Annotated in this window: 16 protein-coding genes; 6 read left to right on the plus strand and 10 right to left on the minus strand. The window is 66.0% G+C overall.

Translation table 11 applies throughout. The features are described 5' to 3' along the window. The 7 genes from HY058_13765 to HY058_13795 form a co-directional block, all read right to left on the minus strand. On the minus strand, positions 1 to 255 hold a 255-nt coding region (locus HY058_13765), incomplete at its 3' end, for a replicative DNA helicase (protein ID MBI3498364.1). Between the two features lie 11 nt (positions 256 to 266). Beyond that, positions 267 to 698, minus strand: a complete 432-nt coding sequence (locus HY058_13770) for a 50S ribosomal protein L9 (GenBank protein ID MBI3498365.1) — start codon at positions 696 to 698, stop codon at positions 267 to 269. 20 nt (positions 699 to 718) lie between these two features. Next, entirely contained in the window at positions 719 to 946 is a 228-nt protein-coding gene (locus HY058_13775; protein ID MBI3498366.1) for a 30S ribosomal protein S18, read from the minus strand. A gap of 36 nt (positions 947 to 982) precedes the next feature. Next, positions 983 to 1,411 carry a single-stranded DNA-binding protein gene (locus HY058_13780; protein ID MBI3498367.1) on the minus strand — a complete coding sequence of 143 codons (429 nt, stop codon included), beginning with the start codon at positions 1,409 to 1,411 and terminating at the stop codon, positions 983 to 985. Further along, positions 1,411 to 1,734, minus strand: coding sequence for a 30S ribosomal protein S6 (gene rpsF, locus HY058_13785; GenBank protein MBI3498368.1), 324 nt, complete (start codon positions 1,732 to 1,734; stop codon positions 1,411 to 1,413). Before rpsF ends, HY058_13780 begins: the two co-directional genes overlap by 1 nt. A gap of 167 nt (positions 1,735 to 1,901) precedes the next feature. Beyond that, positions 1,902 to 3,527, minus strand: a complete 1,626-nt coding sequence (gene groL / locus HY058_13790) for a chaperonin GroEL (protein ID MBI3498369.1) — start codon at positions 3,525 to 3,527, stop codon at positions 1,902 to 1,904. Positions 3,528 to 3,547: 20 nt separating this feature from the next. Further along, positions 3,548 to 3,862, minus strand: coding sequence for a co-chaperone GroES (locus HY058_13795; protein MBI3498370.1), 315 nt, complete (start codon positions 3,860 to 3,862; stop codon positions 3,548 to 3,550). Between the two features lie 358 nt (positions 3,863 to 4,220). Here HY058_13795 and HY058_13800 point away from each other — a divergent pair, with 358 nt between their 5' ends. Both HY058_13800 and HY058_13805 read left to right on the plus strand, forming a co-directional pair. Next, complete coding sequence (locus HY058_13800) at positions 4,221 to 4,484, plus strand: usg protein (GenBank protein ID MBI3498371.1); 264 nt, start codon at positions 4,221 to 4,223, stop codon at positions 4,482 to 4,484. 212 nt (positions 4,485 to 4,696) lie between these two features. Next, entirely contained in the window at positions 4,697 to 5,320 is a 624-nt protein-coding gene (locus tag HY058_13805; GenBank protein MBI3498372.1) for a glutathione S-transferase family protein, read from the plus strand. A 22-nt stretch (positions 5,321 to 5,342) separates the two neighbouring features. Here the strand turns inward: HY058_13805 and HY058_13810 are convergent, their stop codons facing one another. Both HY058_13810 and HY058_13815 read right to left on the minus strand, forming a co-directional pair. After that, positions 5,343 to 5,729: a type II toxin-antitoxin system VapC family toxin gene (locus HY058_13810; protein MBI3498373.1), complete on the minus strand. Its 387-nt coding sequence runs from the start codon at positions 5,727 to 5,729 to the stop codon at positions 5,343 to 5,345. Positions 5,730 to 5,732: 3 nt separating this feature from the next. Continuing rightward, positions 5,733 to 5,966 carry a type II toxin-antitoxin system Phd/YefM family antitoxin gene (locus HY058_13815; protein MBI3498374.1) on the minus strand — a complete coding sequence of 78 codons (234 nt, stop codon included), beginning with the start codon at positions 5,964 to 5,966 and terminating at the stop codon, positions 5,733 to 5,735. Positions 5,967 to 6,085: 119 nt separating this feature from the next. On the opposite strand from HY058_13815, the gene HY058_13820 reads away from it, so the two are divergent. The 3 genes from HY058_13820 to HY058_13830 all read left to right on the plus strand — a co-directional run bounded on the left by HY058_13820 (position 6,086) and on the right by HY058_13830 (position 8,782). Continuing rightward, positions 6,086 to 6,583, plus strand: a complete 498-nt coding sequence (locus tag HY058_13820) for a hypothetical protein (GenBank protein ID MBI3498375.1) — start codon at positions 6,086 to 6,088, stop codon at positions 6,581 to 6,583. A 201-nt stretch (positions 6,584 to 6,784) separates the two neighbouring features. After that, positions 6,785 to 7,675 carry a 4-hydroxy-tetrahydrodipicolinate synthase gene (locus HY058_13825; protein ID MBI3498376.1) on the plus strand — a complete coding sequence of 297 codons (891 nt, stop codon included), beginning with the start codon at positions 6,785 to 6,787 and terminating at the stop codon, positions 7,673 to 7,675. A gap of 216 nt (positions 7,676 to 7,891) precedes the next feature. Then, the gene (locus HY058_13830) at positions 7,892 to 8,782 is read left to right on the plus strand and encodes an EamA family transporter (protein MBI3498377.1); all 891 of its coding nucleotides are present in this window, start codon (positions 7,892 to 7,894) and stop codon (positions 8,780 to 8,782) included. A 2-nt stretch (positions 8,783 to 8,784) separates the two neighbouring features. On the opposite strand, the gene HY058_13835 is transcribed toward HY058_13830, so the two are convergent. Then, the gene (locus HY058_13835) at positions 8,785 to 12,261 is read right to left on the minus strand and encodes an FAD-dependent oxidoreductase (protein MBI3498378.1); all 3,477 of its coding nucleotides are present in this window, start codon (positions 12,259 to 12,261) and stop codon (positions 8,785 to 8,787) included. 321 nt (positions 12,262 to 12,582) lie between these two features. Between HY058_13835 and HY058_13840 the strand changes: the two genes are divergently transcribed. Next, on the plus strand, positions 12,583 to 13,650 hold the full coding sequence (locus HY058_13840) for a COX15/CtaA family protein (GenBank protein MBI3498379.1): 1,068 nt from the start codon (positions 12,583 to 12,585) through the stop codon (positions 13,648 to 13,650). Positions 13,651 to 13,785: the final 135 nt, after the last annotated feature.

The following is a 13,785-nucleotide window of genomic DNA, read 5'->3' on the forward strand; positions in this document are numbered from 1 at the left end:
GCCAACGAGGTCGAGCTGCTCCGTGCGGCGCAACTCCTCGTTGAGGGTCAGCAGGTCGACCGGGTGCGAGCGCTCGAAGAGCGTGAGCATGTTCTGGTAGATCGCGCGATGGGCGTCGGTGTAGAAATCGGACGGACGGAGGATCTCGATGACGCGCGGCAGGCACTCACGCCCCTCGAGGAGGATCGCGCCGAGTACCGCGCGCTCGGCGTCCAGGTTGTGCGGCGGGATCCTGGACGGGAAGTCGGCCGCCAACGCGGTCTTCGCTACTCGCGAACGACGCTGACTCGGAGCTGCGCCGTGACCTCCGGATGGAGCCGGACGGCGACCGTGGTGTCGCCCAGTGTCTTGATCGGCTCGTCGAGCGTGAGACGCCGACGCTCGATCTTCACGCCGTTCTTCGCGAGGAAGTCCGCGACGTCCTGCGACGTGACCGACCAGAAGAGCTTCCCTTCCTCGGAGGCCTGGCGGCGCTCCTCGTAGGTCAGCGCCTCGATCCGCGCGCGAAGGCTCTCGGCGTCGCCCTTGACGCGGTCCGCCTTCGCCTCCTGCTGCTTCTTGATGTGGTCGAGGCCCCGGAGGTTGCCCGCCGTCGCGCTGAGCGCGAGCTTCTTCGGAAGCAGAAAATTGCGGGCGAAGCCGTCGGAGACGTCACGGACCTCGCCGCGCCGACCGACCTTGGCCACGTCGTCGAGCAAAATGACTTTCATCGCCGTCCCTATTCGGTCGCCGCGTACGGCAGCAACGAAATGGTGCGCGAGCGCTTGATCGCGTGCGTGATCTGGCGCTGGTGACGCGCGCAGCTTCCGGAAATCCGGCGCGGGATGATCTTGCCGCGCTCGGACACGAAATTGCGGAGCCGGCGGACGTCCTTGTAGTCGACGACACTCACCTTGTCCGCGCAATACTTGCAGATCTTGCGGCGTCCGAACCGGCGCCGCTTCATGGGCTTCTGGGGGGTCGGAATAGCTCTCCTCCTTACCTAGAACGGGACGTCGTCATCAGCCGCCGCGGTCGCCGGCTCTTCGGTGAAGGACTCGCCGGCGGCGGCGGGAACCGTCGCAGGGGCGGCGCCACCCTTGCCGCGGTCCATGAACTGGACGCGCTCGGCGACGACCTCGACCACGGACCGCTTCTGGCCGTCTTTGGCTTCCCACTCGCGCGTCTGCAGACGGCCCTCGACCAAGATCGCGCGACCCTTGTCGAGATACTCACCACACGTCTCGGCCTGCTTGCCCCAGACGATGACGGTGAGGAAGCACGTCTCCTCGCGCTTCTCACCGCCCTGCGTCGTGTAGTTGCGGTTCACCGCGATCCGCATGTCGGCCACCGCCGTGCCGCTCGGGGTGTACCGCAGCTCCGGTGGACGCACGAGATTGCCGATCAGGAAGACCTTGTTCAGGCTCGCCATCAAACGACCTCCTCGACTGCCGGTTGCTCAGGAGCCTTCGCCGACCGAGCCTTCTTGGGCTTGGGAACCCGGGTGCTGAGGAAGCGCAGGACATTCTCGTTGAGCCGGACCTGCCGCTCGAATTCCTTCACCATCGATGGCTCGGCAGAGACCTCGAGGACCGCGTACGTCCCTTCCCGCTGCTTGCGGACGTCGTACGACAGCCGGCGCTTCCCCCAATTTTCGACTTTGGTGACCTCCGCACCAAGGGCCTTGAGCTGCTCACCGAGCTGCGTCAGCAGCGCGGCGATCTCTTCATCCGTCGGACGGGGATCGACGATCACGAGTATTTCGTAGGGCCGCAGAACACTCACCCCCTCAGGACCAAACGTAAGCGCCTAAGACTAACAAACAACCTCAGACCGAACAAGGTCAACGCCCCAAAAATGATACGGCCCGGGGCGGTTTCCCGCCCCGGGCCGTGGCCCGCGCATCGCGCGGACGCGAACTCCTAGTACATGTCCCCGTGAGGCATCGACGGCGCGGCCGCCGGCTTGTCCTCCGGGATGTCGGTGATGAGCGCTTCCGTCGTTAGCAGCAACGACGCGATCGACGCCGCGTTCTGCAGCGCCACGCGTTCGACCTTCGCGGGATCGATGATACCCGCCTGCAGCATGTCGACGTGCTCCATGGTCTCCGCGTTGTATCCCTTCGTGGGCGATGTCTCGGTCTTCACCTTCTCGACGATCACGCTGCCCTCGAGGCCCGCGTTCTCGACGATCTGGCGGATCGGCTCCTCCAGCGCACGCTTCACGATCGCGGCGCCGATCTTCTCGTCCCCCTCGAGCTTCAGGCCGTCGATGGCCCTGGACGCACGCAGCAGCGCCACGCCGCCGCCCGGGACGACCCCTTCCTCGACCGCGGCCCGCGTGGCGTTGAGCGAGTCTTCCACGCGCGCCTTCTTCTCCTTCATCGCCGTCTCGGTGGCCGCGCCGACCTTGATGACCGCCACGCCGCCGGCCAGCTTCGCCAGCCGCTCCTGCAGCTTCTCGCGGTCGTAGTCCGAGGTGGTCTCCTCGATCTGCGCCCGGATCTGGTTGCAGCGCGCCTCGATGTCCTTCTTCTTGCCGGCGCCGTCGACGATCGTGGTGTATTCCTTCTCGATCGTCACCTTCTTCGCCGTGCCCAGCATCTGCAGGGTCACGTTCTCGAGCTTGATGCCGAGATCCTCGGAGATGAGCTGGCCGCCGGTGAGGGTGGCGATGTCCTCGAGCATCGCCTTGCGGCGATCGCCGAAGCCGGGCGCCTTCACCGCCGAGACCTTGAGGCCGCCGCGGAGCTTGTTGACGACCAGGGTCGCCAAAGCCTCGCCCTCGACGTCCTCGGAGATGATCAGCAAGGGCTTGCCCGACTGCACCACCGTCTCCAGAACCGGGAGCAGCGGCTGCAGGCCGGACAGCTTCTTCTCGTGCAGGAGAATGTAGGGGCTCTCCAGCTCGCAGGTCATCTTGTCGGCGTTGGTGATGAAGTAGGGCGAGAGATAGCCACGGTCGAACTGCATGCCCTCGACCACGTCGAGCTCGGTCTCGAGCGACTTCGCCTCTTCGACGGTGATCACGCCCTCATTGCCGACCTTCTGCATCGCCTTGGCGATCATCGCGCCGATCTCGCGCTCGCCGTTGGCCGAGATGGTCCCGACCTGGGCAATCTCCTCGGAGGTGGAGATCTTCTTCGAGCGCTTCACCAGATCGGCGACGACATGCTCGACCGCGAAGTCGACGCCGCGCTTCAGATCCATCGGGTTCATGCCGGCGGCAACCGCCTTCGCACCTTCGCGCACGATTGCGGCCGCGAGAATGGTGGCCGTGGTGGTGCCGTCGCCGGCCAAGTCGGAGGCCTTGCTCGCCACCTCCTTCACCATCTGCGCGCCCATGTTCTCGAACTTGTCGGCGAGCTCGATCTCCTTGGCGACGGTGACGCCGTCCTTGGTGATGCGCGGCGCGCCGAACGACTTGTCGAGCACGACGTTGCGGCCCTTCGGCCCGAGCGTGATGCGGACCGCCTCGTTCAGAATGTCGACGCCGCGCAGCATGCGGTTGCGCGCGTCGGTGGAAAAGCGAACTTCCTTAGCAGCCATGTTTCCTTACTCCTTCGACCTCAAGCGGCCTTCTTTTTCGAAACGGTGTGCTCGATGATGCCCATGATGTCGGACTCCTTCATGATCAGGAGCTCCTCGCCATTGAGCTTGACCTCGGTGCCCGACCATTTGCCGAAGAGAATGCGGTCGCCCGCCTTCACGTCGAGCGGGTTGATCTTGCCGTTCTCGTCCCGGGCGCCCGGGCCGACGGCGATCACTTCGCCTTCCATCGGCTTCTCTTTGGCGGTATCGGGGATGATGATGCCGCCCGACGTCTTGGCATCGCCTTCGATGCGCTTGACCACGACGCGGTCGTGCAGCGGCCGAAATTTCATAATGACTCCTCCATGCCTTTGATTCGAATCGGTTGCCTCTGAGAGGCGGGAGCGGCCTGTTAGCACTCCCAGCCAATGAGTGCCAGGCAGATAAGGGAGCGCCTGGGGGTTGTCAAGGCCGCGACCGCCCTAGGAATGAGCTGGGGCTGCCTAAAAGCGCCGCGCCTTGATGCATGTCAGTGCAACATTATGTGCCGGACTGGCAGCAGTCCCCCAGGCCGGCTGCTAACGCCATGATTTTTTTGAGTTTTTCTTGCTGCGCCGGATCGGTGCAGGCACATTGTTTGTTAATGCAGCGGGAGGACCATCGAAGGGTCGGACGTGAGCACGATCCCCCGAGCGAAGACGAGGAAGGGCCATGGGCGACTTTGTTCAGCAACTCAAGAATTATCGGCTGACCACGGCGGAAATCCTCTACCACATGCCGGATCACCCCGGTCTCCTGCAGACCTATATCTGGCAGAACCTGGACCTGGCGCCGCGGTTCCCGATTCTGTGCAAGTTCCTCACATTCTGGCAGCGCAATCTCGACGGAAGGCTGCATTCGGTGAAGGTCGCGAGTGCCGAGCTCATCAAGCCCGCCGAGATCCGCTTGGCCGGAGCGGAGTTGCGGCTGCACTAGAGTCTGATCCGGTTGGAAGGAATCGCCTGAGGCCCCGACCCCGCTTCGCGGGCGAGGGGTTACGGACAATGCGGGTTCAATGGCTGATCCTACCCAATCGGATCGGACTCTAGTCCCGCATTTCTCGCACGGGCCGGGTTGACGTGGCATGCCCTCTCGGGCGAGCCTGATAACCGGTTAAGGGGTTAGACAGCCCCGCGCCGGGAGATGCCATGACGAAACACAGATTGCTTGCCGTCAAAGGCTGGGGCTCGGCCTTGGTCGAGGCCGCCGCTGCGGTGGCCGGAATCGAGCTCGAGATCGAGGAGATCGACGCCAAGGGAACCGGCCGCGACCGGCTCCTCAAGCTCAACCCGCTCGGGCAGGTTCCGACCTTGCTGCTGCCGGATGGGAGCGTCATGACCGAGAGCGCGGCGATCCTGCTCTACATCGCCGATCTCAAGCCCGGATCGGGACTGGCGCCGGCCCCCGCGGACCCCGAGCGCGCCCGTTTTCTGCGCTGGTTGGTTTTTCTTGTAGCCGAGATCTATGCCGCCTTCGCCTTCAGCGACGAACCCTCGCATTGGGTCGACGGCGAGGCGGCAGCGGCCGAATTTCGTCGGCGCATCAATGCGCATCGCCAGCGCCTCTGGCAGATCGTCGAAGGCGAGATCCGGCCGAATCCCTGGTTTCTCGGAACCCGCTTCAGCGCGCTCGATATCTACGTGGCGGTGATGACGCGGTGGACGCCGAGGCGGGAGTGGTTCGCCCAGAATTGCCCGAAGCTCACCCAAATCGCTCTCGCCGCCGACGCGCACCCGAAGCTCAGCCCCGTGATCCTGAGGAACTTCGGTTGAGCGGACGAGGCGGCGCACCTGCTCACCAGAGCCGGCGGACCCCATAGGCGTCGAAGACGGTTTCGTTCGACACCAACGCCATGGCTTCGAGCATGGACTGGGCAATGAGCATGCGGTCGAATGGATCGCGCAGCGGACCCGGCAAGGATCCTGCCGCTTGGCCATGGCGAATCGTGATCGGCAGCGGGAGGAATCCTTGGTCGGCGACGATCTGCTCGAAATCGGCCGCCACCGAGGCCCAACCGGACAGACGCCCGATGCGATGCTTGGTGGTGATCTCCCAAGCCGATACGGCGCTCACATGCACGACGTTCAGTTCGTCTTCGATCGCCCCCCGTGCGGCTCTGGAAAGGGAGGTGTCGCCCGCGAGCCACCACAGCAGCGCATGCGTATCGAGCACGAGGTGCATCCGCTACTCCCAGGCGCGGAGCTCATCCTCGGGCAGGGGCTCGAAGAACTCCGGGCCAACCGAGACGACGCCGCGGAGTGCGCCGAACCGGCGCTTGACGGAGCGCTTTCCGATCGGCACCAGCCGCGCCACAGGCTGCTTGCCTCTAGCGAGGATGATTTCCTCGCCGGCTTCGACCCGGGTGAGGAGCTGCGAGAGATGGGTCTTGGCTGCGTGGATGGTGACGATGTCGGTCATGATCGTGCTGCCAAGGGAGGTTCGGTGATTAGCTAACTGTATTAGCTAACATCGACGCGACAGCAAATCAAGCCGGCTCTAGAATGGCGGCGCGGCCGGAGGCCGTCCTCTGAGGCACCATGATCCGTCACCCGATCCTCGGCTCCGTCGATCCGAACCATGTGATCATGACCTGGCATACCGGCGTCAGGCGCCGGTTCCAGGCCAATGCCGGTCGGCTCGAATATTTGACGGTGCTGCCGCGCGGCATGGCCCCCTTCCTCCAAATCGCCGAGTCGACCTCCACCTCGACCGAGTATCTCGAGCTGTTCCTGGAAGAGATCTTCCGCGAGACCGCCCAGTCGAAGGAGCCGGTGCCCGCCGTCGTCGAGCTGCATTGGCTCGGCAACCGCTACATGGAGCTCTATGTCGGCCGTCGCGCACGCTCCCGGCTGGAGGCGCCGATGGCCGGCACCTGGCTCATCCTCTCCAATCTCGACATGAGCGATCGGGACGGCGGCATTGCGCTGGTGCATCGCGTCGTCGACACGGTCAACCGCATGAGCGAGGGGCGCGGCCTATTGCTCGACCTCTCGCGCGTGCTGCCGGATCGCGGCCCGCTCATCCGTCTCGGCTAACGTTCCCTCGGCACTCGCCTCTCATCGCGTGCTTGCCGGTCGAGACCCCAGGCGCTAGTGTCCCGCCCCTGAAATTCGTCCCCGAATTTCAGGGATAAGCGGGCCACTAATCTATTGAATCTAGTGTGATGATTCCGAAGTTCGTGGGCGAACTTCGGAATCATCACACTAGCGTCCGGCATCGAGCTTCGGAGGGTTGAGATGGCGAGACTTCAGGGCGTGTGGCTGCCGATCATCACGCCCTTCGCCGACGGCGCGATCGACTTTCCGAGCTATGAGCGGCTGATCGATCATTACATCGCCGCCGGAATCTCCGGAATCATCCCGCTCGGCACCACCGGCGAAAGCCCGACGCTTGGTGACGAGGAGGCCGATGCTCTCATTGCCGCCACCGTCGCCGCCGTCGCCGGGCGCGTGCCGATCTGGGTCGGCGTCGGCGGCAATGTCACCGCCAAGGTGGTGAAGGCGGTCAAGCGCGTCCGTCGCCATGCCATCGACGGCATCCTCTCGGTCTGCCCCTATTACAACCGGCCGAGCCAGGAAGGCCTCCGGCTGCATTTCACCAGCATCGCCGAAGCGTTCGACCGACCGATCCTCATCTACAACATCCCCTATCGAACCGGCGTCAATCTCGCCAACGACACGCTTCTGCGGCTGGCGGAGCTGGCGAACGTCGTCGGCGTCAAGGACTCCTCCGGCAATATCGCCCAGTCGATCGAGCTGCTGCGTCAGCGTCCGCAGGAATTCTCGGTGCTGACCGGCGAAGATGCGTACTTCTTCACCATGCTGGCCCATGGCGGCGACGGCGGCATCCTCGCCTCGGCGCATCTCATGACCGAGCGCTTCCTCGGGGTGTTTCGGCGCATGACCGCCAACGACCACCAGGGCGCGCGGGCGGTCTGGTCCGGCCTCGAGGCGTTTGTGCCGCTGCTGTTCAAGGAGCCGAACCCAATGCCGATCAAGTATTGCCTGTGGCGGCTGGGCCTGATCCGCTCGCCCGAGGGCAGGCTGCCGCTGGCGCCGATCGGCGAGCCGCTCAAATCCGAGCTCGATCGGCACCTCTTCGCCGGCGCGGCCAAGGCGGCCGAGTAGCCGCACCCGATTTACTTTTGCGCCATTCAGGTCATTGGCATTGAACCGTGAAGACCCTCACCCCGTCCCTCTCCCGCGGGTGGTCTATGGGAGGGGGTGAGGCTCACCCCCTCCCCAAAACCCTCCCCTGGGCGGGAGAGGGGGTAAGAGCGAGGCGCGGGTCGCCCCCTCTCCCGCACCGCGGGAGAGGGACGGGGTGAGGGTTCGTTTCGGCCAATGCGCCCTCGCGACCTGTTCCTAGCGGCATTGGTGCCGACGCTGTGGGGGCTCGCCTTCATCGCCATCAAGGTCGGCCTCGAGACCTTCACGCCGGCCGAGCTCGTCGCCCTTCGCTTCCTCATCGCCGCGTTGCCGGCGCTGTTCTTGGCGCGACCGGCGATCGCCTGGCCGGTGCTTTTCAGCATCGGCCTCTTTTTGTTTTCGGGCCAATTCCTGCTGCTGTTCTTCGGCATCGCCTGGGGAATGCCGACCGGGCTCGCCTCGGTCGTGGCGCAGACGCAAGCGTTCTTCACCGTGCTCTTCGCGGCATTGGTGCTGGGCGAGCACCCATCGCTGCGACAGTCCTTCGGCATGCTGGTGGCGCTCCTCGGGCTGGTCTTCATGGGGTTCACGGTCGGCGGCGACTTCACCGCCATCGGCTTCGCCTTCACCCTTGCCGGCGCCGTCAGCTGGGCCATCGGCAACGTGCTGGTGAAGCGCCAGGGCAAGGTCGACATGCTGGCGTTGATGGCGTGGGCGAGCCTGGTTCCGGTGGCGCTCGCCACCGCACTCTCCTTGTCGGTGGACGGGGCTGCGTCTTTCCCCGAACGGCTCCTCCGTCTCACTTGGCCGGGCTTCGCCGCCGTACTCTATCTAGGCGTGCTTGCGACCGTGCTCACCTACGTGGTCTGGGCGGGCCTGCTCAGCCGGTACAGTGCGGCGACGGTGGCGCCGTTCACGCTCTTCATTCCGTTCGTGGGTGCCTTGTCGTCCTGGCTGGTATTCGGCGAACGCTTCGGGCCCTTGCGTCTTGCCGGCATGGCGCTGGTGATTGCCGGCGTCGCCGTGGTGGTGGCACCCGTCGATCGCCTGTGGGCGGCCATCCGGCCGCGCCCGCGACCGGGCTGATCTCACTCGGCTAAGCTGCGCGAGCCCATGCGCCGGAGGCAGCGGTCGATCCAGTGCACCGCCAGCTTCTCCTGGGTGGAGTTCTGCCCGAGCCGAGCATGCAGCATCTCGAAGTCGACCCGGTCCAGCGACTGGTCCTGATTGAAGCAGGAGAACACCACGGTCTCGGCGCCGGTCACCGGATCGCGGTGCGTCTGCAGGCACTGGGCGCAGATCTCCTTCATCATGCATTGCATCGGCGAGTTGATGCTGCCGATCGCGACATGGCTCGGCTTGAGGAACGGCTTGAGCACGCCGTGCCGGGCCGCCGCAACCGCCCCCATCATGCGATCGGAGCCGATGACGATGAGGCGGTCGGCGTCGGCGAGCTTGATCGGCGTCGGCGCCACGCGCGCTTCGCCATAGGCTCGGAGCGCTTCGACGATATTGCCGATGAAGGTCCGGTCGTTCGGCCGGCGGGCAATGAATCCCGGCGGCTCGTCGCAGCACCAGACCACGACATCGGCGGCAGCTTCGATCGCTTCCACCTTGTAGCGGTCCATCCTGTGCTTGTAGCCGGCGAAATAGAGGACGCGCGCGCCCGCCCGACGGAAGGCGCTGCCGATCGAGAGCAAGACCGCATTGCCGAGGCCGCCGCCGACGAGCACCACCGTGCTGCCCGGCTCGATCTCGGTCGGCGTGCCCGTCGGGCCCATCAGCACCACCGGTTCGCCCGGCTTCAGAAGCGCGCAGAGATCGCTGGATCCGCCCATCTCGAGCACGATCGTGGAGACGAGGCCGCGTTCGAGGTCGACGCTGGCGCCGGTCAAGGCCAGGCCTTCCATGGCGAGCCGGCTGCCGTCGACCTGGCCGGACAGCGCCTCGTAGTTCTGCAGCCGATAGAATTGCCCCGGGCGGAAGGCGCGGGCGGCGAAGGGAGCCTTGACGATCACATCGACGATCTGCGGCGTCAGCCGCACGATCTCGTGCACCCGCGCTCTGAGGCCATCGTCGAGGTGCTTGAACAGGCTCGCCCGATCGACCGGCGTCGGCGCCCGCCGGGCGAGCACGCGGCTCACCACCGGGTAGCCCTGCTTGGTGCCGCCCATGGCCTTCACCACATTGCCGGCGAAGCTCGGATGCAGGTCGCCGAAGAAGCTGACGGCGCGCCCATCGGGCTCGATCGCCATCAGCACGTGCGCGTGCGACGGCTTGGCGAGGCGTTCGGGCTGAACCTTCTCGCCGTTCTCGTCATAGGCTTGGAAATACTTGCCGTCGAGCTGGATGCGGCCATCGCTCTCGCGGGCGAGCACGGTGTTGGGCTGGGTCCCGGCGGCGATCAGCACCGAGCGCGCGGGCAGCACGGTGAGCGTCGGCTCGTTTGCCGCAGTGAGGCCGGTCGCTTCGAACCCGACCGCCACCGCATGGCCGTAGGCATCCACCCGGACTTCCCGCGGCGTCAGATTCTCAGCAAAGCGAATGCCTTCCTCGAGCGCCTTTGCCACCTCCTCGTGATTGAGGGTGTAGCTGGGCGCATCAATGAGGCGGCGACGATAGGCGATGGTCACGCCGCCCCAGGAATCGATGAGCTTGCCGATGTCGCCTCCCGCCGCGCGCGCCTGCCGGATGGCGCGTGCGTGGGCGAGGAACTCCTCGGCGATCTCGGCTTCCTCCTCGCTCCACTCCCCGTGCTGGGCGCCTGCGCCGCGTTCGGCCGCGAGCGCCTCGAAGCGGCCGAGGAATTTCTCCACCTGGCGCGGATAGTAGGCGCGCGCTTCGGTCGCGGTGTCGATCGCCGTCAGCCCGCCGCCGATCACCACCACCGGCAGCCGGAGCTGCAGATTGGCGAGGCTTCCGGCCTTGGCCGCACCGGTCAGCTGCAGGGCCATGAGGAAATCCGAGGCGGCGCGCACGCCGCGGGCAAGCCCGTTGCGCATCGGCACGATGGTGGGCCGGCCGGCACCGGCGCAGAGCGCCACATGGTCGAAGCCAAGCTCGAAGGCATCCTCGAGCGTGAGCGTGCCGCCGAAGCGCACACCGCCATACATCGCGAACTCGCTGCGGCGTTCCAGGAGCAGGCGGACGATCTTGAGGAAGTTCTTGTCCCAGCGGACGGTGATGCCGTACTCGGCGACACCGCCGAAGCCGGCCATCACCCGGTCGTCCAGAGACTCGGTGAGCTCGGCCAAGTCGCGGATCGGCCGGAATTCCACTCGGGCACCCGCCGGCGTGACGCCGGAGACCGCCTGATCCAACGGCTCGATCTTGAGGCCGTCGATGGCCGCCACGGCGTGGCCATCGTTCATCAGGTGGTGGGAGAGATTGAAGCCCGCGGGACCCAGCCCGACCACCAGCACCTTGTAGCCCGATGCCGGCTTCGGCAGCGGGCGGCGGAGATTGAGCGGGTTCCAGCGGGTCAGCAGGCCATAGATCTCGAAGCCCCAAGGCAAGGAGAGCACGTCCTTCAGCGTGCGCGTCTCCACCTGGGGAATGTCGACCGGTTCCTGCTTCTGGTAGATGCAGCTCTTCATGCAGTCGTTGCAGATGCGATGGCCGGTGGCCGCGCAGAGCGGATTGTCGACGGCGACGATCGCGAGCGCTCCCACCGCGTGCCCCCGGCTCTTCACCAGGTTCATCTCGGAGATCTTTTCCTCGAGCGGGCAGCCGGCGAGCGTCACCCCGAAGACGGTCTTCTGAAAACCGCCGGCCTTTTTGTCCTTGAGGCCGCTGGAGCAGCTGTCCTTGCCCTGGTTGTGGCACCAGATGCAGTAGTTCGCCTGATCGAGGGCATGGGTCAGGTCCATGCCCGGATCGGTCAGCGCGAAGCCCTCGCGGTGCCGATGCTCATGCTCGGGCAGGCGCAGCATGGTGATACCGTTGAGGGCGATCGTCTCTACCGGGACGAGGTGATGGGGATCGAGGCGCCGCGGGATCCGGAAGGCGATGCCGCCGCCATGGCGCCGGCGCCCCTCGGGTGCGTGGAGCGCCCATGCGGCATAGCGCTTGGCGAGATCGAGGTCGTCGGCGTGGTTCGCCTCGTCCTCGAGCCAGCGCGCCACGTGGCGCGCATAGGCAAGCTCGCTCAAGGCCTCGCCGAAGCGTGCTTCGAGCGCCGTCGTCAGCGCCGTCCCGTCGAAGCCCTGGGCTTCCTCGGGCTTGAATTCCTTGGCCGCCCGGCGCTGCACGAAGAGACGCTTGACGGTGAACAAGGGGGCCAACGCCTCATGGTCGGAGGCGAGCGCGGCAATCTCTCGGCTAAGACCGAACAGCGCGCCCACGAAGTCGTCGAGATGCGGGGCGAGCTCGATCAAGAGCTCGGATTCGTCCTTGGCTTCGAGCTTGGCGGGCTCGGCGCGCGCCGCCATCAGCCGGTTGAAGAGACCGGTATCCCCCTCGCGGAGATGCTGGACGAAGCGCTGGTCCAGCCGCAGCAGCCCAGCCAGCTCATAGAGGTCGGTGAAGCGAAAGCCCCAGCTGAGGGCGAGCTGGGGCGGCGGCATTTGATCGTTCAAACGAAATAATCCCCCGGGGCGGCCCGCGAGCGCGCACCCTCTACAGGGAAACCGCCTCGCCGTCGATTGCTGATGTAGGGCCGTGGCGCTCGGATTCCTAGGGCATTCGAGCGGCCGAAGGCCGCACGCGTTCCGGGGAGGGCCGGGGAGGGGGGTGAACCTCACCCCCCTCCCAAAATCCACCCCCCGGGGAGGGCCGGGGAGGGGGTGATCCTCCCGTCGGTCCGCTCTTCGCGGCCCCGACCCCAAAGTCCACCCCCGGGGAGCGGGGATTTGACCCGTGCGCGGCCTATGGCTATTAGCCCGGCGATGACCGGCAGAGCCGAACCCTCGCCGACGAGATCCGAGACGGCGGGTCTGGGCCGCCGGCGACCGGCCGAACCCGATTTCGGCGTCGCCGCGTGGCTGTTCGTGCTGGCGGCGATGGTCTTCGCCATGGCGGTCATCGGCGCCATGACCCGCCTGACCCAGTCCGGCCTGTCGATGGTGGAGTGGCGCCCGCTGATCGGCGCGCTGCCGCCCTTGAGCCAAGCGGACTGGCAGGCGCTGTTTGGCGAATACCAGCGAAGCCCCGAATACCGGCAGCTCCATGGCTGGATGTCGCTTGCGGACTTCCAAGGCATCTTCTGGTGGGAATATGTCCATCGGCTCTGGGGCCGGCTCATCGGCCTCGCCTTCGCCGGCCCCTTCGTCTACTTCCTCATGCGTGGCCGGCTGCCGCGGCGCCTGGTGCCCGGCCTTGCCGGCGTGCTGGCCCTGGGCGCCCTCGAAGGTGGCGTTGGCTGGTGGATGGTGGCGAGCGGCCTCCTCGATGATCCCCATGTCAGCCACTATCGGCTGGCGACGCATCTGGGGATCGCGGTTGCCATCTATGGCGCGCTCCTGTGGACGGCCTTGGGCGTCTGGGAGGAGCCCCGGACCGCAGCGCAGCATGGCCTGCTCCGCGCTGCGGGCGTGGCGCTCATCGCCCTCATCTTCCTCGCTATCCTTTCCGGCGCGCTGGTCGCCGGGCTGCATGCCGGCCTCGTCTACAACAGCTTTCCGCTGATGGAAGGCGAGGTGGTGCCGAGGGACTATCTGGCTCGGGGGCGCAGTCTCGATGCCATCCTTTCGAACCCGGCCGCGGTGCAGTTCAACCATCGGGCCCTGGCGCTCATCAGTGTCGGCGCGGCGCTTGTCTTCGCCCGCACCGTGCGTCGCCGCGCGACGGTCGCTCGGCCGCAGGCAAGCATGCTCGCAGCGATGGCGCTCCTGCAGGCGGGTCTCGGCGTCGCCACTCTTCTTCTCGTCGTGCCGATCCCGCTCGCCGCTCTCCACCAGGCCGGCGCCCTCGTGCTCTTCGGCCTCGCCATCTGGGTCGCCCGCCGCCTCGGCTAAGCCGAACTTTACCCTGTGTTTTGCGATAAGCGCTTGAGCTGTTTGACTGTCTGCGGCTTTTCGGCTGCTTTTGTGTCCATGTAGATAGAGGGATATTACTTGACATGGCGCCAGCTTGGTGATTCAAGCTCGTCA

This window comes from Pseudomonadota bacterium (assembly GCA_016195085.1).
Taxonomy (GTDB): domain Bacteria; phylum Pseudomonadota; class Alphaproteobacteria; order SHVZ01; family SHVZ01; genus JACQAG01.